The following is a 23,315-nucleotide window of genomic DNA, read 5'->3' as shown; positions in this document are numbered from 1 at the left end:
GGCGAAAACCTAGGCGATGACAAAAGGAACTCGCGCAATCATCAGCGGCGTAGTATGAAACGTAGCATTGGCCGATGTCCGAGGGGAAGGTGCACTGGTGGAACTGGCTTCCCATTCCGCTGTTTGTCTTGGCCAGATCACTGATTGCGGGCAAGGAACCCGCGGCGGAAGTGTTCCGCGCGCCCGCCGCAATTTTGAAGTGCTTCTATCGAAATTAGGGAGCCGTTGACCCATTTCATGCGCCCGGGTTTTCGCCTTCCAGAGGCCCCGAGTTAGTCCGCTTAGCCGCGCAGGCCAGTCTTGCATGAACTGAGTTGGTGACAAGCCACGCCATGAATGACGACGACTTGCGGTTATAGAACATATCAAGGTATTTGAACAAGTCGGCCATGGCTTCGCGATGCGTGCGATACTGGATCGGCCGGAATTGGCGAAGGCCAAGAAGTTAAGCAGTGATTTGATTCAGATAAAAGCGTCGCGTGAACGCGACAGGCGATTGGTAGTCAGCAGCGCCTGCGGGCGTTGCCGGTTGTAGATGATTTCGATGTATTCGGTGATCGCCAAACGTGCCTGCTCGCACGTGGCAACACATTAATGCTAGACCAGTTCATTCTTCGGCGTTGCCCCGACGGATTCGATCGGGGCGTTGTTGTAGCGGTTGCCACGGCGGCTCAGCAACGCGTGTATGTCAAGGTGGCCGATGAGTGCTTGATAGGCGAGCGGGCGCTAGTGCCATCCTCGATCGCTATGGTGAACCAGGCCGGCGGGTCACGACAGCGCGAAACAGCGCCGACATGACCAAATTTTGTCGTCATCCGTTCCCTTACCGCCTAGCCGACAATTTCACCACTGTACAGTTCCTTCAGGCCGGCAAATACAGTCATGCCCCCCGCTTCTCGGTATGACGAAACGTTGGCTTCCACTTTTTCCGACCGACCTCGGAACGGCGGGTTCCGGATCTGTGGCGCGCACGGATTCCGGACCTTCGGTTCAGCACGCCGAGCGAGCGCAGGTGTTACGTGTGTGACTTTAATGGCTATTCTCGATCGCCCACTTGTCAGGAAGTCGCACCTTGATCATGGTGCCGGCTCCCGGCGAGCTGATAACGTCGATCGCACCGCCCAGCATCAGAACACGCTCTTCCATCCCTGCCAGTCCGAATGACCTCTTTCTCGTTGCCAGAACATCGAATCCGCAACCGTCGTCGTGCACTTCGAGAAGGCAAGCATCGGGGGTTCGCTCTAATGCGATGATTACTCTTCTGGCCGCAGCGTGTCGGGTGACATTGGTAAGTGCCTCTTGAACGATGCGAAACAGCACGATAGCGCGATCCTCGCTTACGGCGATATTCTCGTCCTGCAAGTTGAGATGACAGACCGTCCGGCCGTTGCGGTTGAAATCGGCCACGAGCCACTCGAGCGCTGCTGCAATACCGGCATCAAGCGCTGCGGGGCGCAGCGACGCGATAACGCCTCTGACCACCTGCATCGTTACATCCACAAGGGAAACGAGCGCCTGCGTATGCTCGACCAGATCCGGGTGATCCGCGCCAAGCCTCATGCGCAATATCGACGCCCTCAGGCGAAGCGCGGTAAGGTGTTGCCCGAGTTCGTCGTGCATTTCCCGCGCAATGTGCTTGCGTTCATCCTCGCGAGCCGTCTCGCGATGTGAGGCAAGTTCACGCAGCATCTCGTAGGACTCACGCAAGCGGTGCTCAGCTTCCTTGCGCTCCGTGAGATCAACTACAAAAGCAACGCCTTCCTTCCCGCTACAGTCAAAAGCAGCGCGGCCGACCATGACCGGTATACGACTGCCATCCTTCCGCATGTATTCTTTTTCCTCGGGTTGAACGTCACCGTGGTTTCTGATTTGGGCCAAAGCCCGTTCGCTGCTTTCCTGCCAGTCAGTTGGCGTGAGATCCCTCCAGCGGAGGAATCCTGACGCAAGATCCTCTCGCTCATATCCCACCATGCGAAGAAAAGCGTCGTTGGCTTCGAGAATGTCGCCGGCGGCATTCCAGACGATGATGCCAATGATATTGGCGTCGACGAGGCGGCGAATCCTGGCCTCCCGTTCCTGCAGGTCGCGGTACAGGCGGGTGTTCTCGAGCGCAGTCGCCGCCTGCGACGCGAGCAGCCGCAGCAGTGCAATCCGGGTCGATGCGAAGGCGCGGGTGATCAGATTGTTTTCGAGGTACAGGGCCCCGATCAGCTTCGCTTGATTCATTAATGGCAGGCATAAGACGGAACGAGTCAGATACTGCCGGATATGAGGATCTGTCGCGAACCTGGGATCGGCCGCAGCATCATCGAGAATGACACTTTCGCCTGTGCGCAATACATCGTAGAGAACAGGCTCGGGAATCATGGTCGCGCTCACGGGTGCATCACGCAATTGGACGCATGCCTTGTCGCTGTCCGTCCATGCTTCCGCTGCGAGCCGCTGTTCTCCTGTATGCGAAAGGATCAGTAATCCACGCTCGGCTCCCGCCTGTTCGATAGCGGTACGCATGATCGTCTCAATCAATCTGTCGAGGAAAACCTCTCCGGAAACAGCCTGCGACACCCTTATGACGGTAGCAAGGTCAAGGTGTTCGAGAGGCGCCCCGATAGTGCTGCCTGAGTCAGACGCTCGCTCGTCGGCCCTGAGACCTGGGTACAGTTCGTCGAGTTGACGCACCTTCCCTTCTGCCCCCCAGCGTCGATAAGCCCGTCGTGCGTCCTGCAAATAGACACGGGCAATCTTCTCATACCCCCGCGCCGCGTAGAACGCGGATGCGAGTTCATTGGCAAGCGCTTCATTGTGTATGAGGTCGTTTGCGCGCGCAAGATGAATGGCCGCTTCGTAGAGTCGCATCGCCTCGACATCACGGCCTTCCAGGCGCGCCATCTCGGCGCTTACCAGTGAAACCCGATTGCCGAAATTCGCCGGACAGTTGTTCGCCCAGATCTCCAATTGCCGACAATGCGCGGCGATGCTGTGGAGGTGCTCCTGTCGCTCCTCGGCCGGCACCCGGTCGAAATGCGCGGCCCTTGTGAGAGCGGCGTAAAAATGGTACTCGCATTCCTCCAGGTGCGGCGACGAGCTCCAAAGTTGCTCTTGCGCGATCGATGCCGCGTTCATGGCGGCCACATAGTCGCCTGAAAGGAATCGTCCCTGCAGTTTCCGGATCCAGTACCAGCACGCGGCCGTCGCGAGCGCGGGGTTGCCGGACAGGTGCTCCTCTGTACGAACCTCGTTGAACTCGTCATAGTCGAAGTGGCCGAATTTCAGTGTGACGCCGCGGAGCATCCGGATCAATGCGAGTTGCGTGGTGAGGTTATCGACGACCATGCCGAAACGTGCCTTCCTCGAAAACGCGAGGCCCTGTTCAGTTTCGAGTTCGACATCGCTTAGAGGGTCACCGCCGAAAAGTCGGTCCGAAACGATATGGCAGCAGGTATAGGCGCCAGACGGAAGGTCCCCGGTCCGGCCCGCTGCTTCGAACGCACGGCGCAGCACTTCGGTGCTGAAGCGCACGTGTTTCGTCCAGCGCACAACATACAGCGCGTAGCAAAGATAGGTGACTGCCTCGAAGCGTTTGAGTCCGCGTCGCTCGACCAGATCGAAGCCGAGCTGACCGAACTGGACTCCAGCGTGGTAATCGCCAAAGCGTGGCCCAGCGATCCGCGGGAACATGACATACGCGAAGCACGAGGCGTCGCAGTTCCCGCACTCCAGACTCAAGCTGATCACTTTGCATATAGCGAGAGAAGCCAGATTCGCGTCAAAAAACCAGGCTGGTCTCAGGAGCTTGCTAAGCAGGTCAGTGATTGCGAGCGACGCTGGGTCGGACATCAACGGCATATCGATGAGTGCCTCGATAGTCCGGCCCGCAAGCCGCAACCGTATGTTTTCGTACTCCCCCCGTACGTTGCTTTCATGTGGGTGTGCCGGCCAGTCGATGCCGAGTTGACGGAGGTGATCGAGGCAAACCTCGACCGCCAGATCGCTTCGATCGAGAGTCAGGTAAACATCCATTCGCAGACACGCGACGCTCGCCTGATCGACCGTGTTCGTCGCGCGGTTTGACAGCATCGCCAGCCGCTCTTCGGCATCGGTTAGCCGCCCGGTGAGGAACTCGCATTCTGCCAGGTTCAACTGGAGCGGAAAGACCAGTTCGTGCCTACGTCCCCAGCAATCGTCCTGGAGGAGTTCAGCGCCGGCAGTGAGATAGGTGAGCGCCGACGCATAGGCTGTCGACGCCTTGGCTCTCTTGCCGGCGATCAGGTTAAAGGCAGCCAGTTGTTGGCGTTCCTGCCTGGATCTCACCAGCGCCGCGCCTCGGTTGAACTGACTGACGATATCGAAGATCGCCTCTTGCCGTTTGCTAGCGGGAGTTTGCGCCGCGAGTAGCCGTCCAATACGCAGATGCGTGTGAGCACGTAACTCTTTGGGAATCAGCGAATAGGCGGCTTCCTGCACCCGGTCGTGCACGAACCCGTAGGCGTCTTCTAGTTGTTCCACCAACTCCTGCGCGAGTGCCGGCTTCAGCAGCGCCCGAATTTCCTGCTCCGATACGCCCAGAACTTTAGGCAGCATCATATAGGAGGCGGTGTTGCCGAGACAGGCAAGCTGTTGCACGGCGCGTTGCGTTGACGCCGGTAGGCGCACTAGCTTTACCACCATTAGGTCGACTACATTGTCGGTGTACTCTTTGCGGTGGATGCGGGGCAGGTCCCAGCTCCAACAGGCCGTGTCATGGGCAAAGCTCAGCAGATCGCTATCGGCAAGCTCGCGCAAAAACTGGATGACGAAAAACGGATTGCCCGCCGTCTTCTCATGCACGAGGTGCGCAAGCGGTGCCGCACGTCCCGGCTCACAGTGAAGCGCTTCGACAATCAGTTGCTCCACGTGTTCACAAGCAAGAGGCGCGAGAACAATTTCGTCGAGCCTTGCGCCGGCAGCCCTTAACGTCTGAAGCTTGTGCAGCAGCGGATGTCCGGGAGTTACCTCATTGCTGCGATAGGCGCCGATTACCATCAGATGCTGCAGATCCGAGCGCGCAAGGAGCCCGTCGAGCAAGTCGAGCGTCGCGGCGTCGAGCCATTGCAGATCGTCAAGAAATAGTGCCAACGGATGTTCACGTCGCGCAAAGACGCCGATAAAGCGCTGGAAGACGACTTCAAAACGGCGGCGCGCCTGATTTGGCTCGAGCTCTGGGACGGGCGGGGGATCGCCGATGATCAGCCTGAGCGCAGGAATCAGATCGGTCACGAGTCGCGCGTTAGGACCGAGTGCCCCGATCAACGTCTCGCGCCAGGTTGCGAGTTCCGCGTCAGGCTCGCCGAGTAGCGGCCTGATCAGGCCCTGAAAAGCTTGAACGAGCGTCGCATAGGGTATGTCGCGCTTGTATTGGTCGAACTTGCCCGACGCGAACAGCCCGCGCGATGGTACGAGTGCCTTATGCAGTTCATGGACGATTGCGGATTTGCCGATACCCGAATACCCGGAGACGAGCACGAGTTCAGGGATGCCAGTCCTGACTACGCGATCGAACGCAGTGGTCAATGCATCCACCTCCCTCTGCCTCCCGTAGAGTTTCTCCGGGATCAGGAGGCGGTCGGTCATGTCGTATTCGCCCAGCACAAAGGGATCGATGTGGCGTTGACGCTGCCATTCGGTCAGGCAATGCCTCAGATCCCGCTCGACGCCAGCCGCCGTCTGATACCGTTCCTCGGGCGTCTTGGCGAGCAGCTTCATGACAAGCTCTGAGACGGGAAGGGGGACCGTGTCTACCCGTGCTATCGGAGGCACCGGCTTACGCGCAACATGGCAATGTACCCATTCCATCGGATCCGCAGCAGTGAACGGTAGGGACCCCGTGAGCATTTGATAAAGCGTAACTCCGAACGCGTAGAGGTCGCTGCGCGAGTCGATCGAGCGGTTCGTCCGCCCAGTCTGTTCGGGCGCCATGAAGGGTAGGGTGCCGGCGATCGTTTCGGGTGGCTGTGGAAATTGCCGCTCGCGCGGCAGTCGTGAAGCGATCCCAAATCCTGTGAGCCGCGGCCGGCTGTCCGTGCAGTCAACTAGCACATGAGCAGGCTTGAAATCCTTGTGAACGAACCCACTCCGGTGGAGCTTCTCAAGCGCCCCGGCAATGCCGACGGCGAGGCACAAAACACGTTCCACCCCGAGAGGCGCGCCCACCAGTCGCTCAAGTGGTTCGCCGCCCGGATCCTCGAAAACCAGTGCCATCCGTTCATCTTCGCGTACCAGCCTTATCGGATGCACCGCCCACGTACCATTCAGTTGTTCTTTCAGCGCGAATTCGTGAGCAAGGCGCTCGAGAACGGCGATCGAGGGATGTTCCTCGGTGGTCCGGAGAGTCAGGACGCTATCGCTGCCGGTCGGGGACCGGACGCGACAGAAAGTCCGCTCTGCATCCTCCCAAAGGATGTGGACACTGAAGCCTGTGTCAGAGCCATGTGGATCGTTCATCTGCCGTCATTCACTAGTCAAGTTCAGTCCCCGATCGTATCAAAGGACGCAGCCCAATTCGTCTGTCTAAAGTGCCTATGGCTACGCGTTAGAACCATAGGGTAATTGCCGCACAAGAGCGCCGCGACGCCGCAATGGCCACTTGCATCGAACCTTTGTGTGGTTTATGGAAATCCTAGCAAAAGTATCTGAACCACTGGCTGTCCGGGCAAGGGTTCTAACATATGATGAAACCGCCGAGAAGGCTCAGTGAGGTCTTGACTACACCGGAACGTCTGGGTTTTGCCAATGGAAAACCCGCGTTCATCGCAAGCGTGTAGCCCGTCGGAGGTCCAGTTCCAGGGAGCTTTAATGGCTGCAGCAACAGAGCGAACGGTCGCGATGCGCCCGCTGGACAAATCCATACCATTTTGAACGTCGTGGTGGATAGCAAGCTGAAACCGCTAACGTTCCGCGCAACGGCTGGAACTGACGGCGCGGCAGATTCGCCGGCTTGTTGTGCGGCTCGGAATTTGGGCCGTGGACTGGTTTCCGGACACAAATCTCGCGCAGCGAGACGCTGTCGAGATGCCTTGTTCCGATCGTGCTCACGATTATCCGCGGTTGATACGCGGATTTTGGGCCGGCCCCTAGCGTTGGAGAAGCCACGGGAATCTCAGAGTCCGCAGGGCGACAAAAGGCGTCATATCGAATGACGGGCGAAGGCCTGTGGATCCTGCGTCGACTGCATCAGCCGACGGTCTACCAGTCACGCACACGATAGGAGCGCTTGGACGAGTTCATCCAGATTGGATGGCGGGATCACCGCTAGCTCGAGGACCGCGGTCCAGCGTGCACGCTGTTGGTGTGTATGTCGATGACGCAACCAGTTCCGTCATGCACCTGCAATTCACTCAGGAGGAATCGACGTTCCACCAATTTAAGGCGACGCGCGTTCTTATCGAGCGCTGCGACAAACCTGGCGCTGTCAGGTTGGTGCCCATCTGCACTCTCTTGTGAACAGTAGTAATGCTTATTATATAATTGTTTTGATTGCTCCCGGAACGTACAGCCGTACCATGTGCCGATGCGCTGTTTGACTATGGCGAAATAACAGGCCGCGTTCCTCCGTGTGTGCAGCACCAAGCGCTGACGAAAGGGGCTTAGCGATTGTGTGCGACGCGTATCTCGAAAGGGAACATCTGACGTTCGCGGTTACGGGTCGGCAGATCACGCGTGCAGCCGCTTTGATAAAAATGTGCTTAGCCCTAGGGAGTCCAGGAATTCCCACTTGCCGCGGGATAGCTGCGCGATTGGTCGGCGACGCTTTGCTCCAGCACGCCGGGTTTGCATGTCCTGCTCATCGAGCAGTTTCCCCACCACATACGTCTCGTCGCGCGGCGTCACAAACACCACTTCTAAATGCCTAGTGCTGCGAGGTTTCTACCGAACCGCCCTAGCGCACCGAGCCAATCGATAGCCGGACTTGACATGCCAGCAACGAATCGTTGGTTCCGTACCTGAGTACGCCGCCTCGCTCCGAACGAGAAGTGTCCGTCAACAGCGCAGCTGATCATAACAGCAGGGAACCGCTGGCCGTGGTAAAGCGATTTCGTCGCGTTCATTCTCTCCTTCCAACGAGCGCCTCATCGGCAGCGTGATGGCGCATTTTCGGGCAACGGATAGCCATCATGCCAATGCCCGCGCGGCCAAGCGGGGCGGCTAGGGGCATCGATATCGCCGAGCTCGTACTGGAAGCGCTCCAAGGTCGCGGCGATCGCTGCATCAATCTCATCTTCCGATCGACCGCGGTAGCGAAACCGGCCGAGGATCTCGTCGTAGCCGCCCTTGCCGTCGAAGACATGATTTGCCTTCGGCGTAATGGCCGCATACAGCGGTGCGATACCGTCCGGGACAACGGCTCGCAAGAGGCGGCTGCCGGTCGCCTCGGGGAGCAGCAGAAACCCTCCTAGCTCGGTGGAGCGGCCCGCTGCACCCACGCCTGCCTCGGATGCAAGCGACGTCCCGTAGTTGAGCTGCTGACGGACCCACAGGCTGAAGATGTCAATGCCGTAGAGATCGCGGAACAGGAACGGAATTTCGCCGCCGCCTACGCGCGCGCCGATCTCAAGGAAATACAGGCCGTCGGAGCCGCGAATCACTTCGAGATGAAAGGCGCCGTCCACCAGCGATAGGGCGCGGAGACTCGTTTGCGCGAACGCGAGTAGTTCGTCGTTCGACGGTCCAGGCTGCAACATTATCGACCCCAGCGGTTTGCCATTGGCGAAGTCAAGGCATGAGTTAAGGTAGCGCGACGCCCGGATGAGCAACGGCTTGCCGCTCAAGACGATACCGTCAACGTGATAGATCGGCCCTTCGATGAACTCCTCGCATTCGTACGAAGTGCCCGTAAGTCGGGGCAGGAGCGCACCGAACTGTTCCACCGAATCGACCCGGTGGACACCGATGCTTGCCGCGCCGGTTCGCGGCTTGACGATAAGCGGATGCCGCAGTCCGGCGACAGTGGCGAGCGCGTCCTCCCGATCGTTCAATTCGACGAACTGCGGCACGCGCAGACCGGCCGCACTGACGACGCGCTTCATCACCGTCTTGTCGCGAAAGCGTGCTGCGGTGGCGGGCCGGTCGCCCGGGACGTCGAAGGTTTCCCGCAGCTGTGCCGCGGCGAGCAGGTCGAATTCGGACAGCGCGATCAGTCGGTCGACACCGTTCAGCCTAGTACGGCATGCGTCGAATGCCACGCGCAGCCTGTGTATATCGTTGAAGTCCGGGAGGATCTCGATGTGCGAGATGCGCGTCGCTTCGAGAGCTTTCGCGCCTTCCGGTGTGCACAGATAGGCAACGTCGTGCGCGTCGTGATCGATGTATCGGTGATAGGCGGCAAAATCGTCGGACCAGCGATTCATTACGACACTTCGGGTACGGCGGGGGAAGGGGGTATACGTCATCGCGACTCGTCCTTCAATGGACCTTGCATGTCAACCCCATTTCGAGCGCGCATTGCGCGTCGTTCAGTCGGCGTTCGAGCGTGGGGCGATCGGGCGCTGTAAATAGCACGTGGCCGACCCGGCCGCGGAAGTCGGTCGGCGGCGATACCCAGTCGCCGATGCGCGGATAGATTTCCGCTTCTTGGAAGCCAGGCTGCGCACGCACATTGTCAAGCCCGCTGACACCGACGAACGGCCCGGCTGCCTCGGGTGCGAGAAACCGGACGCCGCTTACCCGGGTGCTCCGCCCGTGGCGGTATCCCGGGGCCGGGTCCCATTCCCCGAGATAGCTACGGAGCATGACTTCCGGTAGCGAGATTGACTTAGCTAGCTCAACGAGCCGGTAGATCCGGTCGCCGCCGAGCCGCGCGGCGATTTCAATCAGCGTGGGACCGTCGCGCGTCATGCGCACTTCCGCATGAAACACGCCCAGCGTCAGGCCGATCTCTCTCGCCACCGTTTCGACATACGCGCTCAGCCGAGCTCGGTCGCGGTCGTCGAGCGTAGCGTCGACCACATGTCCCATCTCGACGAAGTAGGGCTCGGGCCCGAGGATCTTTTCGGTAATGGCAAGCATGCGCGGACCGAGCGGACCGACGTAACCTTCTACGCTGTACTCCGGGCCGTCGAGATACTGTTCAAGCATCATCGCTTGACCAACTTCGCGGCCCATGTCCGGGACAGATCGATGCGCAACGCTGTCGATCGTCGCGTGCAACTGCGCGAGCGAATCGACGCGGCGCACCAGTAGGCTGCCGCAACCATCGACCGGCTTCACGACGGCCGGAAATCCGACGTGCGCCGCCGCGCGGGCGACGTCGCCACGCTTTGCGATCGGCGCGAAACGAGGTACAGCGAGCCCGGCCATGCTGAGTCGCTGACGACTACGGTATTTGTCACGTGTGAGCGCGGCCGCTTCGGGCGCTAGATGCGGTAACCCCAATTGCGCGGCCGTCTGCGCGACGACGTCGACCGCGTACTCAAAGCCGGGAACGAGCGCGTCGATGCCCCCGACTGTCCGCACTGCTGCAGCGACGTCATCAGCCGAGCCAGTGTCGACACTCGTCAGCGACGCCACGGTCCGTAGGTGCGTTGGCGGCACGATGCGGGTATCTGCGCAGAACACGTGTACCGGGTGCCCGAGCCGCTGCGCTGCAGCGATCAGCGCGGTGCCCGATGAGACAGGCTCCACTACTACAATAGCCACGATGCGCTCCTCATGCAACGACCACGTCCGACTGGCGCCCGGTTTCTGCCTTCAGTTCGTCGAAGTAATCGCCGACCAAGCCGATGAAGTTGCGAAGATGCATTTCTGCCTTGTCGATGCCACCCCATCCGTCGATCGTGCGCTGGACGGCGCCCCACATCAGATCGTCGTGGTCGTGCGATTCGTCGTATTGGATATGGCCAAGCGAACCCTTAACGGTGTGGTGCCCGAAGGCTCGACCCGCAGCCTCGGTGATTGTCTTATTGTAGCGGTCCGAATACCATTCGACGAACCAGTTCCATGCCATCGTCGGCAATGGGCCATCGCGTTCGATGCTGAGATACAGATAATTGATCAGCTTCCTGGTCGAGTGGAGCGGCTCAATGGTGTCAATCTGTTCGGCGGTGAGGCCGAATTTTTCGATGTCGCGCAGAAAGAGTCCTTCGTGGCCGTATTCCTCGGCGAGGTATTGCGCGAGGATCTGCGCGAGTTGATTGTCCTTGAAGCCGATCTTGTAGAGCGCGAATGCATCGACTTCATTGTTCAGGCGGATGCGCAGCACTGTCTCGACGAGATGCCGCCGATAGTATTCGCGGTCGATCCATTCGCCACGGTGAAACGCGGCGGTGTCGGGCGAGGCGGAAAAGAGCGCCTGCATTTCACAGTCTGCAACCAGTTCGAAACGGGCACGATCTTGGTGGGCCATTTTCAGTCTCCAGTAAAACCACATGAAGGGAAACAGCATCGCAAGCGCGACACATACAACGACGACGCGAATCATCCGCAGTTAGTGTCTCGGCAACATTCGAATACGCGGAAGAAAATGCAGTGCGAGACGACGATCCACCTGCCGGCAACGCCGGCCTATTCTTGGCGGCAGCAGGCTATGCTGGCGCTGATCACGAGCAACGTGCCGATGTTTTGCAAGCCCAGCATAGGCTGACCGAGGACGACAAAACCGATTGCGGCAGCAATGGCGGGTTCGATGCTCATCAGAATGCCGAACGCGGACGCCGTCATGCGCCGCAGCGCGAGCATCTCGAGGACGTAGGGCAGGAGCGGCACGAGTACCGCGAGATATGCGGCGTCAATCAATTGCGCGGCGGGCAGATGGCCACCGCTTTGCGCAAGACCAAACGGCGTGGTGACCAGGGCCGCGACGATCAGCGACATTGAGAGCCCCTGCAGGCCATCAAACAGCGTGCCGACTCGTTTCATCATCACGATGTAGGCTGCCCATCCGAGCGCAGCCCCAGCCGGAAAGACCAGCGCGGTTAACGAGGTGGTCCACAAGCCGTCCTGCCGCGCAATCAGGACGACGCCGACCATCGCCACCATGGGCCACACTAGCATCCGGAATCTGCGAATGCCGGCCGTCGCGACGATGAGGGGACCAATGAAGCTGATGCCGACTGCGAGACCAAGGGGCACGCGCTGCACGGCTTCAAAGTAGCACAGTGTCATGCCGGCCATGGCGCTACCGAGGACGAAAGCGGCGCTCCAGCGCTGTCGGGAGTAGGTATGGAGCGGCGGTCGCACCACGATCGCGAGCACCAAGCCCGCGAAACAAAGACGCAGCCAAGTCGTGCTGAGCGTACCGTATTGCATTGTCACGGGTCGCGACAATGCAGCACCAAGCTGCACGCTGCACATCGACGCGATAGCCATGGCAGCCGCGAGCACGCTGGCAACAGGTCGCGAAGACGGCTTGGAACCAGGGGGGTTAGCATCAAACGCATCGCCTTTAACTGGCTCAACCCCGGTGTCGACACGATTTGCTTGGACGACATCTAAATCTTCGCTCATACTCGGCTCCGCGGTGACGACGGGAGAATCCTAACAGCGCATATCCGCTCTGTATAAGCCGTTAATTTTTTTGAGTGCATCAATCATATTGATGATTCGCGATGGAGAAAAGCCTGTTTTTGCAGGTAAAATTACCGGCGGTAGGCTCACTCCGCGTGGAAAAGAGAGTACTGGTTCTTATCGGATGATCGTCTCGATTGCGCGCCGGACAGTCCAGTCATGCGATGTGCCACAGCGTGCTATGAGTATGGCGGGATGATGGGCGGTCTTCCTTTGCTCTGAAATCCATCAACTTGATGGCTGGCGTCGACACGCAGCGGTTCTGGAAGCGATCAATGCCCGGCAGAAGCCATTTCGCGACGAACGCCGGCCTAACGGTCACCGTCAACACGCCCACAGCCGAGCCCCTTCTTTAGTCGCGCAAATTCCAGATTCAACCGATCGAACCCCTCGCGGATGTTAGGCAGCGCCCGAAGGGCGACGGCCGTTAGTACAAGAGGCGGTCGCCCGCCGGTAGCGCGGTGGAACAGCGGTACGTCGAGGCATTCTTCGAGACTGAGAACGAATTGACCAACCTCGGTGGGCGTAACATTCAGTTCCATTGCAGCAGCCGAGAAGCCCGGGTGGCGCGCGCTCGACTCCAAGGCTCGCAGCGCGTCCGGGGGAACCGGCCATGCACAGAAAGATTTTCTTTCAACGACAAACAAAACATCTCATTTGTGAGTGTGAAGTCGACTGGCCGAGGGTGTGTGAAAACGCACTCATCGCCTAAACTGAATCAACGCATTGAGATCGGGTGACTCATGAAGCGATTCGTTGAAGGCGATGACCGCAAGCAGGTCGCACTGCTTCCCGAATGCATCGATGACTACATCGGGCAGGACAATCCGGTGAGGATCATAGACGTGTTCGTCGACGAACTCGAGCTTGCGGAACTCGGCTTCGACGGGGCTTCGCCCGCTCTCACCGGTCGGCCGTCTTATCATCCTGCAGTGATGCTCAAGGTCTACACCTACGGGTATCTGAATCGCTTGCCTTCCAGCAGGCGTCTTGAACAGGAATGCCAGCGAAATCTCGAGATGATGTGGCTGAAGGGACGCTTGGCACCGGACTTCAAAACGATCGCAGACTTCCGCCGCGACAATGGTGCCGCCATTCGCAACGTGTGCCGGCGCTTCGTCGAACTGTGCCGCGGCCTGAAGCTTCTTTCCAGCGACATGGTGGCCATCGACGGCAGCAAGTTCAAAGTCCTAAACAGCCGCGACCGGAACTACACCGCTGGCAAGATCGATAAGCGTCAGCAGCAGATCGAGGAGAGTATCCAGCGGTACCTCGACGCGATTGAGACCGCGGATCGCGTCAGTCCGACCGGTTTCGATGTGAAGACCGTACGGCTGCATGAGAAGGTCGCTTTGCTGCGGCAACGGATGCGCGAACTCGAGCAGATCCGGAAACAACTGAAGACGCAACCGGACAGACAGCTGTCACTGACAGATCCCGACTCGCGTTCGATGACCAGCAGCGGCAAAAAGACCGGAACAGTCGGCTACAACGTACAGGCCGCCGTAGACACGAAACATCACCTGATCGTTGAACACGAGGTGACCAATGTCGGAGGAGATCACGGGCAGCTCAGCAAGGTCGCGCTCGCAGCAAGAGACGCGATGGGCAAATCCGGACTCAGGGTGCTAGCCGATCGGGGCTACTTCAGTGGCCCGGATATTCGTACCTGCGGACTCTCGGGTATCAAGGCATATGTACCGAAGCCGTTGACGTCTGCATCCCGAAAGAAAGGCCTTTTTACCAAGCGCGACTTCATCTACATCGCTAAAGACGATGTCTATCGTTGCCCGGCCGGCGAGCGCGCCATTCATCGGTTCACGACTGTCGAACATGGCATGAATCTGAAGGTGTACTGGCCCAGCGCATGCCCGCGTTGCCATCTGAAGGAGCGATGTTCTCCAAGCGACTACCGACGCATTCGACGCTGGGAACATGAACAGATACTGGAAGCCATGCAGCGACGGCTCGACCGGAATCCAGACGCAATGACGATCCGGCGCAGCACCGTTGAGCATGTGTTCGGTACGCTCAAACATTGGATGGGTGCCACGCACTTCCAGACCAGAACCCTCGCACGAGTGAGCACCGAGATGAGCCTTCAGGGGACGCTTCAGGAAACGGAAAATAAAGCACGACAAGGGCTTCCCCGCTCATCGCAAGCATCAAGCGTGGTTTTTGTCTTTCTGACTGCAAGGCCGTCGGTGCGCGTGAGAAGGTGAAGGACTGCGGCACTACAACCGGTCATGTTAGGCCAATGGCCTGGCCCCTGATGAAAGACGCGCGCAGGGGCCTCGCTCGTTTATCGGGAAAGAAAATCCCCCGTGCTTTGTCAGGCATGCCCCGCGCGGGTCCAACCCATCTCGTTATACAGAAGTGGTGCAGTAGCAGCTGTTCGTCCGAAAGCGTATTGAGCGATGCACCGGCGTGATGGGGGTTGTTAACGGCCAGAATTTCGCGTTTACTCTCGACTTTTCGAATGCAGATTCGTAATGAGCCGGGAGCGTGGGTGGACGAGGAATTTGAAACACTGGATCTGGGTGACCCGAGGCGCGATCGTCGCGAGAAGGAATTGCTAAAGCGGTTTGCCGCGCGTCCCACGGAGAGTATTCCGGGTGCCTGTGAGGGCTGGGCCGAGACGATTGCAGCATACCGCTTTCTGGGCAATGAACACATTGACTGGCGCGACATGATGCAGCCGCACTGGGAACGCACCGCAGCGCGCACGGGCGAGTTACCGGTAGTCCTGTGCGTGGCTGACACGACCGAGCTGAACTTCAACGGCCAGGACATCGAGGGAGCCGGCCCGCTCAGTTACGAAGCGCAGGTGGGCATGTATCTTCACGCTACTTACGCGCTCACACTCGATCGGGAGCCGCTGGGTGTCATGAACGCGTGGATGTGGGCACGCGAGCCGCGCGACGAAAACGGCCAGCGTGGCGGCGTATGCGAAAGCGTACGATGGATCGAAAGCTATGAGATCGTGGCACAGCAGGCGGCATCCATGTCGGGCACGCGGCTGGTATATGTGGCCGATCGCGAGGGTGATTCGCCGCGCTCATGCGGCGTGCGCAGGAGTTGGGCGAGCCGGCTGACTGGCTGATCCGCTCCCAGCACAACCGCGCACTCAAGGGCGAAGCAAAACTGTGGGAGACGGTGCACGCGAGCGAGGTGCTCGGTCAGATCAGCTTCGTGCTGCCCGGGCGGGATGGCCAGAAGGCGCGTGAAGTGAAGCAGGAACTGCGTGCACAGCGCGTGAAGTTACCCGGGCGCGGCGGCGTCGAACTGAGCTGCATTGAGGCATGTGAAGTGGATGCGCCCACTGGCGTGAAGCCCGTCGTCTGGCGCCTGCTGAGCAACCGCGAAGTGCCCGATGCACATGCCCTCACCGAACTGATCGACTGGTACCGCGCGAGGTGGGAGATCGAGATGTTCTTCAATGTGTTGAAGAACGCCTGCCGGGTTGAAACGTTGCAGCTCTCGCAACTGGAGCGCGTGGAGAAGGCGCTTGTACTGTATATGGTGGTATCCTGGCGTATCGCACGGCTCATGCGGCTGGGCAGGACCTGCCCGGACCTGGATGCTTCGCTGTTCTTTGATGCTGACGAGATACACGGCGCCCACGTGCTATCAAAGAAACCCGCCCGAAAAAGCCACCGACGCTTAACCAGATGATTCGGATGATCGCGTCACTGGGTGGATTCCTCGGGCGCAAGGGCGAGGGCGAACCCGGCGTTGAATTACGTCAGTCCGATGCAATTTGAACAAGACTGGCACGCCGCACAGCGAAAGGAAGCGGCATAATAAGTGCTCGGTTAGCGGATACGAAAGTCGCGGGCAACGTCAACCCTTATTGCGACAAGACCGAGGCCGGTCGTCCGGCATACTGAATAAACTCCGCCACGCTCATACCACGGGGCACATGCTCCGACAGGATCTGGTTGACAATGTGCTCGAACCGGCGCTGCGCGTGCGCATCGTTCCGGTACGGCTGGGCCTGCACGATCAGAGCCGCGGCCACGAACGCCGCGTGGAGAATGTCCTGCGCTTCCCGTGATGTCATGCGTCCTCTGCCATCGGATGAGCACCGAACCTCATGCTGCTCCGCCCTACCAGCCGCTCCTCGCGGGCATCCGCGCAGTGGCGGTTCAGCATCATGCGAACCGGATACCGGTCAAGCAGAGCCCGCGCATTCGTCAGCCCGTAACCAAAACGTAGCACGTGCTCGATGTCCGTGAAGTCGGCGTAGCGCCCCGAGTCGGCCAGCCAGCATGCTTCCTCAAGGATGGCCGCTTCCCCTGGCGAAGGCGCCGCACCGCCGTCCTCTTCCGTCATCACACCCTTCATGTCCATGTCGTCACCAAATCGTTGAGCATGCCTCCGGACGTGGCATCGAGAGCGACCTAATGCGACACAGCCATATTCGCGCCGACAGCGCCCAATTGCGTTCAGGCAGCTCATGAAAATCTGCATTCGTGACGTGGAGTACTGTACATCGCGGAGCGTACTATGCGGCATTTTCACGTCGACTAAAAATCGATTGTTTGGATAACACTGATTCACGTAACGAATGCATGCGGCGAATATTATTACGTCTCGCGCTAAAAGAGAATCGGCGTCGCGAGGTATTGAGGTCCGGCCAAGATCCGGTCGAATTTCTATCATAAGCCTCGTGGTTAAGTGCCCACTGTAATCGTGCTGGACAACGCGAGCATCCATCACGGTATCAGCGAGGAAACACGGCAACGTTGGCTTCTTGAACATAAGACGGTCCTGTTCTACCTGCCGGCCTACAGTCCTGAACTGAACATGATCGAGATCGTATGGCGGCACCTGAAATACCGATGGCGAAGCGCCCTGACATGGACACGCGAGATCATCGACACCGAACTTAACGCACTGCTAAACAAGTACGGCCCCGATTTTCAAATCGATTTTTCGTGAACACTTATGACATGTGGGATGCATCCGTCAAATCGAACGAAGCGGCGCTGAAGGTGATGTAGGAAGAAGCCGCCAGAAGCTGGCCGGGCGCCACCCATATTCCCAGCCTCAGGTCCTGCAAACTGCTGGACGCCTTTGTCATCTCGTCCTTGCCTCCCATGTTGTCGAGGAAGTTACAAACAGCAGGGCCCCTTCGCTCCACCAGCGTTACCCGGCTTCACAGCTAGTACGGACCCATCCGCCACCCTCTCGCCTTCGGTCCACTTCCCGGGTTCGCCGGTTATAGGACCTACCTTGCTCCGGCGATTTCGCGCCGGGGCGAGGAGTTAAAATTGGGTAGCGAATTTTTGAGCTGTGCGATGAAGAAGACGAAGACACCGCGAACCACACTCGCGCCGGGCCTGGCCAAGGTCCTGAAGCGCCTTCACTACCCGCTTGAAGTGATTTTGCTGTGCGTGCGATGGTACGTGGCCTATTCGCTGAGTTTGCGCAATCTTGCGGAAATGATGGACGAGCGTGGTATCGCGGTGGATCATTTGACGGTGTACCGCTGGGTCATCAAACTGCTGCCGCTCTTCGAAAGGAGGTTCCGCAGGCACAAGCGTGCGGTTGGGAAAAGCTGGCGCATGGACGAGAGCTATATCAAGATCAAAGGCGAGTGGAAATATCTTTACCGGGCAGTGGACAAGGCGGGCGACACGGTCGACTTCCTGCTCAGGACCCGGCGGGACAAGGTCGCTGCCCGGCGGTTCTTTGAAAAGGCGATCGCCCATAATGGCACGCCAGAGACCGTGACCATCGACAAAAGCGGTTCCAATCTGGCCGCACTTGATGCAGTGAATGCCGATCGCGAGACGCCGATCAAGGTCCGCCAGATCAAGTACCTGAACAACATTGTCGAAGTGCGACACGAGGTCGCTTACAGAAGTTGTTCGCCCTTTTCGCTGCATGGAAGGAGTGAACCACCGGTGTCACCCGGTGAATCTAGGAACCTGAATCAAGAGCGGCTCTGACAACGTAACGAAGCGCCGCAAGGTGCGGGGTATCAATCGCGAGAGGCGTACCCTTCTGGCAGCCATACGCCGGATGAGTGCAAGATAGTCGGTATGGTGAAAACATTTGAATCTGCGATAGGGTCGTTATGTTGAACGAGCGGAAATGGCTATTGCGCTCGAACCAAAACGGTACCGGAGGTGGGAACAGCGTTTTTCGATTGCGCTTTTCGTGACCCATATTCCTCCCGGCCCAGAGCAGGCACCTAACCCGACGTACTTCCATAGGCGGAACGTGGAAACCCCGTATCGCTCCCTTCGGGGACAGCAGGCTGCGAGGTCTGCCCATGGCGGTGCGGGCACAGGAAGGGGGAAAAAGCGAATGCCCGGCTGTAATGGACGGGATACGGGTTGCAACATCACCCGACGCGAAAGCGGGCAGACTTCCTCATGGTCTCTTCTCACCAGAGAGTTTGCAGAACCATCTACATGGAAGGAAAGCAAATGGGCGCAGCAACACGGGCGCGTGCACCTTCTGACGTGACGTGGGACGGCATCAACTGGGCCGATGTTCAACGTCAGGTAAGAAGGCTCAGGTCGCGTATGGTAAAGGCGGTACAGGCCGGCCGCCATAACAGGGTGAAAGCCCTGCAATGGCTGCTGACCCACTCGTTTAGCGGCCGTGCATTAGCCGTAAAGCGGGTGACTGAAACAAAGGCAGGAACACCCCCGGTGTGGACAAGATCACATGGAAAACACCGGCGGCAAAGGCCAACGCGATTGCGTCGTTGAAGAGGCGGGGTTACCGACTTGTCATCAGTCTCATATCGACTGCCCGCTACGCGGCAATGCAAGCGCCATCGCGAGTCGGGCAATGTCCCAGATGAAACCGGCCAATTCGCGCGCAACGGCAACGACCGCAATGTTGGCGTTCTTACCGCGGGCCACGAGCTTGCGATATCGCCGGCACAGTCGCAACTGAGCATCCCACGCCCGATCGATAATCGCTTTGGGCAGCCCTTCGTGTCGCTGCTGAATCTCGGGCGCAACGCGTGCCATGTGCCGATAGCTCCAGGCAGCTTCCACAAGTAGCTTGCGGGCATAGCTGTTACCGGTCTTGGTGATGCTGCCCTGACGTCGCTTGCCGTCCGACGAATGCTCCGAGGGCGTTACACCGAGCCATGCCATGAGCTGACGTGGATGCGTGAAACGCGACAGGTCTCCCAGTTCTGAAACCATACCGACAGCCGTAACAAACTGCACTCCGCGCATCGCCTGCAGAGCCAGCACCACAGGATAAAAGCGCCAGTTGACAACTGCATCTCGCAACGCCAACTCCAATCGTCCACATTGCACAAGACGATCCTCAATTGTGCGCCGATGCTCTTCAAATGCCAGTTGTTGCCAGGCGTTAGCGAACGAGTACTCGGAGAGCCAGCGTCGGTGCGATTCACCCCAGTTCGCGCGCCCCGTATAGCCCACGCCATGTGCGAGAAGAAACGACTTCAGTCGCTGACGGGCTTGCCGCAAATCCTCCTTGACGGCTGCCCACGCCCGCGCCAGATCCCGGAAGGCTTCGTCTTCGACACCGGGCACATACACGGCAGTCAGGTCGCCTGCGCGAAGAGAACGAACGAGCTTCGCGGCGTCGCGCCGGTCCGTCTTGACGCGCTCGCCGGGTTTCCTGGGAATCAGCGACGGCGCACAGACCATGCTCTCGAAGCCGCGCTGCGTCAGTTGCCGATGCAGCCCGTAGCCGCACGGACCCGCCTCGTAAACCACGCGCACGTGTGAAGCCTTCGACTGCAGTCGCTTGCAAAGCCGATCGATCTCCGTTTGGGTTGTGCCGATCTTGCCAAGCGATTCGACCTCGCCTGCGTCAATCGCGTAGGCCACCGTAATCGATTCCTTGTCGGGTAGCAGCGGCGCATCACTGCGCCGCCGCCCCCTGAGAACCGGACGTGCGGGTCACCCCGCATCCGGCTCAAGCCATTGCTTCAGCACCATGGGTGGCACCGGGCAACCTGGCGGAGCGTTTCGCGGTTCGGCTTGACGCCCCGGATACTTTACTGCGGTCGCATACCTTAGGCCGTCAACCGCTGTCGTCATTGTCGCAAATTGGAAATTCCAATAAACATCGCGATCGAGAAACACCGCCGAACTGGCGACAACGCTTGCCAGCGTGAGGCAAGCGCATGCGTGAAAATAATCAGTATGCGCGTCGTATAATCGTATTCGTGGCTGACAGGCGTTGGCGAGTGCATGGCAATTTCTGTATCCGCTTTCCTATGCCATCCAGTGCGCGCCACCCGAAATCGCGATACCGATGTCGTATCGGTCCAGAAAACTCGCAAGCTGCGGGTGCTGCAGGAGCGGGGTGGATTGGTCGCGTTGAACAAGCGTTGCGCGGTCGCTGAAGATCGCGACCGACTCGGCATTCGCAAAGCGCGAGCGATAGTAGATCCCGTCGAGCTGGAGCGGGTGGTCGTGGATCGCCAGGCTCCAGCGGTTGGGAATCGACCAGTCGGGCGTTGACTCAGGTCCAAACGACAGAACGGGCTCGCGAGGATATCGCCAACGCGGCTAGCAGGAAAAAGCGAGTGGAGCGCCACCTCAATTGCTTGCCAGTCGGTAAAAGAACCGCTTTCGGCGTATTCGAACGCCGTCCTCCGGATATCCTCGCGCCACACCAACGTGTCGGCATTGATGACATTCTTCATCGGCGCATTCGCTCTGGGTAACCGTTCGTGTGCCATCGTACGTAACCTCTCAGGCGTTTCCAGGGCCACCGTGCGAGGTCGACTGCTTTCCGCTCCTAACCATGGTGCGCCATGCTTAGAAAGCCTGCCGCCTGCTCTCGCACCCACATTCGCAAAGATACGCATATGTTTCGCCTTCGACGTTGATATGCGTCAATGCTGAGAACAGCCCCCCGGCGAAGTGTTTCGCTTTCGGCCATGCGCGTGCACCCGTCCGTTTGCCAACACGCGATGTCGTGAACCGCACATTCAGGACAGTCACTCAACGATTTAATATGTTGTGTCGGGTTTTTCGTAGCTGGTACGTAAACTGCATTGACCATTGCGAACGTGCGGACACGTTTGACCTTGCCCTCGAAAAACGTATCCGTTACTGAGAGTGTGTAAAACTTCAGTGACGGGGGATTGAGCAATGGGTAACCCGAGGGCGCGGTACACGCTGGAGTTCAAGGTTGAAGCGGTGCGCATGGTGCGTAACGGCCAGAGCCAGTCGGCCACGGCGAAGATTCTGGGGATCAGCACGCAGACGCTGAACACCTTGATCAAGGCCGACGATGCTGGCAAGCTCAATGGCGCAGGCAAACAGGTATCGGCCGGACAGATGGAGATTGCCCGGCTGCGTGCCGAGTTGGCCCGTGTGAAGATGGAGCGCGACATATTGGAAAAAGCCACGGCGTACTTTGCAAAGGTGTCGGCATGAAGTACGCCTGGATTGAGCGGCACAGCCCACAATGGCCGGTTTCCGTGGCCTGCGAGGCGCTGGGTGTCAGCCCCAGCGGTTATCACAACCGGAAGGCGCGCGACGTTGATCCTGATCGGCCGCGCCGCCGTATCAGCAACGATGCGCTGCTGATCCACATTCGCGCAGTCCATGCCGAATCCAAAGGCGAGTACGGCTGGCCGCGCGTGTGGAAAAAGCTGCTGGCGCAGGGCATTCGCGTGAGCAAGGACCGGATTCAGCGGCTGATGAAGCTGCATGGCATCAGGGCACGCACCAGGCGACGGTTCAAGGCCACAACTGATAGCCAGCACAACTTGCCGGTTGCGCCGAACCTGCTGCAACGTGACTTCTCGCCGGCGAAGCCCGATCAGGTCTGGACGACAGACATCACGTACCTCTGGACCGAAGAGGGCTGGCTGTACCTCACCGTCATCCTGGACCTGTTCAGCCGACAGGTCGTGGGCTGGTCGCTCAAACCGCACATGCGTACGGAGCTGGTTTCTGACGCATTGCGTATGGCGTGGTTCCGCCGTCGCCCCGAAGCCGGCCTGATCCTGCACAGCGACCGTGGGAGCCAATATTGCAGCGACGAATTCCAGGCGCTGCTCAAGGGCTACGGCATGCGTTGCTCGATGAGCAGAAAGGCCAATTGCAGGGACAATTCGCCGACCGAGAGCCTGTGGGGATCGCTCAAGCAGGCGCGCATTCACGGCCGGCGCTTTGCGACGCGTCGCAAGGCGATGGACGAGGTACTTGATTGGCTGAGCTTCTACAATCATGGTCGTCTGCACTCGACGTTGAACCGGAAGCGTTCAGGCAGTCGTGGCTCTACACGGAGCTGTACAAGGCGCGCAACTTCAAGCAGTGGATGAGCAAGGGCCTGTACCTGGGCACGCTGATGGTGGGCATCGAGCAGAAGCTGCTGGGCGGCAACGTGCCGTGGACGCTGCATCACCAGCATCGCGACCATGAAATGCTCAAGCCTGCGTCGCAGTGCAAGCCGATCGAGTACCCGAAACCCGACGGCAAGCTCACGTTCGACCGGCTCTCGTCGGTGTTCATTTCGAACACGAACCACGAAGAGAACCAGCCCGCGCACTTGACGCTCAAGGATGCGAGCGTACCCGTGATCGTGAACCTGCGCACCTACGCGGGCCCGGAAGCGCGCTTCTGCCCGGCCGCGGTGTACGAGTTCGTCAAGAACGACGATGACAGCGACCGTCTGCAGATCAACGCGCAGAACTGCGTGCACTGCAAGACCTGTGACATCAAGACCCGACGCAGAACATCGTGTGGGTGACGCCCGAAGGCGGTGGCGGTCCGAATTATCCGAACATGTGAGCAGTGCCAGGTGAATCTCAG

General features: G+C 59.1%; 13 protein-coding genes and 5 pseudogenes. 7 read left to right on the top strand and 11 right to left on the bottom strand.

Annotation, left to right across the window (positions count from 1 at the left end):
* Window positions 1-288: 288 nt before the first annotated feature.
* From G5S42_RS41320 to G5S42_RS46105, 8 genes and pseudogenes are all read right to left on the bottom strand, one after another.
* A pseudogene (locus tag G5S42_RS41320) lies at window positions 289-415 on the bottom strand (IS3 family transposase); the annotation flags it as partial.
* A gap of 30 nt (window positions 416-445) precedes the next feature.
* Window positions 446-878: pseudogene (locus tag G5S42_RS41315) on the bottom strand (DDE-type integrase/transposase/recombinase); the annotation flags it as partial.
* A 151-nt stretch (window positions 879-1,029) separates the two neighbouring features.
* The gene (locus tag G5S42_RS41310) at window positions 1,030-6,480 is read right to left on the bottom strand and encodes an AAA family ATPase (RefSeq protein WP_176112348.1); all 5,451 of its coding nucleotides are present in this window, start codon (window positions 6,478-6,480) and stop codon (window positions 1,030-1,032) included.
* A 1,625-nt stretch (window positions 6,481-8,105) separates the two neighbouring features.
* Window positions 8,106-9,218, bottom strand: coding sequence for an ATP-grasp domain-containing protein (locus tag G5S42_RS41305; protein ID WP_312883727.1), 1,113 nt, complete (start codon window positions 9,216-9,218; stop codon window positions 8,106-8,108).
* Window positions 9,219-9,438: 220 nt separating this feature from the next.
* On the bottom strand, window positions 9,439-10,671 hold the full coding sequence (locus G5S42_RS41300) for an ATP-grasp domain-containing protein (RefSeq protein WP_312883726.1): 1,233 nt from the start codon (window positions 10,669-10,671) through the stop codon (window positions 9,439-9,441).
* A gap of 10 nt (window positions 10,672-10,681) precedes the next feature.
* Entirely contained in the window at window positions 10,682-11,377 is a 696-nt protein-coding gene (locus G5S42_RS41295) for an iron-containing redox enzyme family protein (RefSeq protein WP_176112346.1), read from the bottom strand.
* A 158-nt stretch (window positions 11,378-11,535) separates the two neighbouring features.
* A complete protein-coding gene (locus G5S42_RS41290; RefSeq protein ID WP_246392548.1) occupies window positions 11,536-12,477 on the bottom strand; it encodes an EamA family transporter in 942 nt (313 codons plus the stop codon).
* 371 nt (window positions 12,478-12,848) lie between these two features.
* Window positions 12,849-13,079, bottom strand: coding sequence for a hypothetical protein (locus tag G5S42_RS46105; protein ID WP_429481723.1), 231 nt, complete (start codon window positions 13,077-13,079; stop codon window positions 12,849-12,851).
* A 201-nt stretch (window positions 13,080-13,280) separates the two neighbouring features.
* Here G5S42_RS46105 and G5S42_RS41280 point away from each other — a divergent pair.
* Window positions 13,281-14,642 (top strand): annotated as a pseudogene (locus tag G5S42_RS41280) (IS1182 family transposase); the annotation flags it as partial.
* A 374-nt stretch (window positions 14,643-15,016) separates the two neighbouring features.
* Window positions 15,017-16,277 (top strand): annotated as a pseudogene (locus G5S42_RS41275) (IS4 family transposase); the annotation flags it as partial.
* A 110-nt stretch (window positions 16,278-16,387) separates the two neighbouring features.
* Here the strand turns inward: G5S42_RS41275 and G5S42_RS41270 are convergent.
* On the bottom strand, window positions 16,388-16,600 hold the full coding sequence (locus G5S42_RS41270; RefSeq protein WP_176112345.1) for a hypothetical protein: 213 nt from the start codon (window positions 16,598-16,600) through the stop codon (window positions 16,388-16,390).
* Window positions 16,597-16,890 carry a hypothetical protein gene (locus G5S42_RS41265; RefSeq protein ID WP_376777268.1) on the bottom strand — a complete coding sequence of 98 codons (294 nt, stop codon included), beginning with the start codon at window positions 16,888-16,890 and terminating at the stop codon, window positions 16,597-16,599. Before G5S42_RS41265 ends, G5S42_RS41270 begins: the two co-directional genes overlap by 4 nt.
* Before the next feature lie 327 nt (window positions 16,891-17,217).
* Between G5S42_RS41265 and G5S42_RS41260 the strand changes: the two genes are divergently transcribed.
* The 3 genes and pseudogenes from G5S42_RS41260 (at window position 17,218) to G5S42_RS45540 (ending at window position 19,265) form a co-directional block, all read left to right on the top strand.
* Window positions 17,218-17,481 carry a transposase gene (locus tag G5S42_RS41260; RefSeq protein ID WP_176112344.1) on the top strand — a complete coding sequence of 88 codons (264 nt, stop codon included), beginning with the start codon at window positions 17,218-17,220 and terminating at the stop codon, window positions 17,479-17,481.
* Between the two features lie 359 nt (window positions 17,482-17,840).
* Window positions 17,841-18,419 (top strand): annotated as a pseudogene (locus G5S42_RS41255) (IS6 family transposase); the annotation flags it as partial.
* Between the two features lie 504 nt (window positions 18,420-18,923).
* Window positions 18,924-19,265 (top strand): reverse transcriptase N-terminal domain-containing protein, encoded by a 342-nt coding sequence (locus tag G5S42_RS45540; RefSeq protein ID WP_312883725.1) that lies wholly within the window; start codon window positions 18,924-18,926, stop codon window positions 19,263-19,265.
* 30 nt (window positions 19,266-19,295) lie between these two features.
* On the opposite strand, the gene G5S42_RS41245 is transcribed toward G5S42_RS45540, so the two are convergent.
* Complete coding sequence (locus tag G5S42_RS41245) at window positions 19,296-20,396, bottom strand: IS110 family RNA-guided transposase (protein ID WP_176112516.1); 1,101 nt, start codon at window positions 20,394-20,396, stop codon at window positions 19,296-19,298.
* 1,248 nt (window positions 20,397-21,644) lie between these two features.
* Here G5S42_RS41245 and G5S42_RS41235 point away from each other — a divergent pair.
* Window positions 21,645-22,825, top strand: a protein-coding gene (locus G5S42_RS41235; protein WP_376777265.1) for an IS3 family transposase whose coding sequence is annotated in 2 segments (ribosomal slippage) — window positions 21,645-21,900 and window positions 21,900-22,825 — 1,182 coding nt in all. Because the reading frame shifts where the segments join, the coding sequence is not laid out codon by codon here.
* A complete protein-coding gene (locus G5S42_RS41230) occupies window positions 22,822-23,253 on the top strand; it encodes a 4Fe-4S dicluster domain-containing protein (RefSeq protein ID WP_368594046.1) in 432 nt (143 codons plus the stop codon). The genes G5S42_RS41235 and G5S42_RS41230 overlap by 4 nt, the downstream gene beginning before the upstream one ends.
* Window positions 23,254-23,315: the final 62 nt, after the last annotated feature.

Source organism: Paraburkholderia youngii (genome assembly GCF_013366925.1).
Lineage (GTDB): Bacteria > Pseudomonadota > Gammaproteobacteria > Burkholderiales > Burkholderiaceae > Paraburkholderia > Paraburkholderia youngii.
Note: the sequence above shows the minus strand (reverse complement) of the source record. Positions and strands in the feature narration are given on the sequence as shown.

Coding starts and splice junctions, on each gene's coding strand:
- G5S42_RS41310 (WP_176112348.1), bottom strand. CDS start 6,480: ATGAACGATCCACATGGCTCTGACACAGGCTTCAGTGTCCACATCCTT.
- G5S42_RS41295 (WP_176112346.1), bottom strand. CDS start 11,377: ATGGCCCACCAAGATCGTGCCCGTTTCGAACTGGTTGCAGACTGTGAA.
- G5S42_RS41290 (WP_246392548.1), bottom strand. CDS start 12,477: ATGAGCGAAGATTTAGATGTCGTCCAAGCAAATCGTGTCGACACCGGG.
- G5S42_RS46105 (WP_429481723.1), bottom strand. CDS start 13,079: ATGGAACTGAATGTTACGCCCACCGAGGTTGGTCAATTCGTTCTCAGT.
- G5S42_RS41270 (WP_176112345.1), bottom strand. CDS start 16,600: ATGACATCACGGGAAGCGCAGGACATTCTCCACGCGGCGTTCGTGGCC.
- G5S42_RS41265 (WP_376777268.1), bottom strand. CDS start 16,890: ATGGACATGAAGGGTGTGATGACGGAAGAGGACGGCGGTGCGGCGCCT.
- G5S42_RS45540 (WP_312883725.1), top strand. CDS start 18,924: ATGGTCTCTTCTCACCAGAGAGTTTGCAGAACCATCTACATGGAAGGA.
- G5S42_RS41230 (WP_368594046.1), top strand. CDS start 22,822: ATGAGCAAGGGCCTGTACCTGGGCACGCTGATGGTGGGCATCGAGCAG.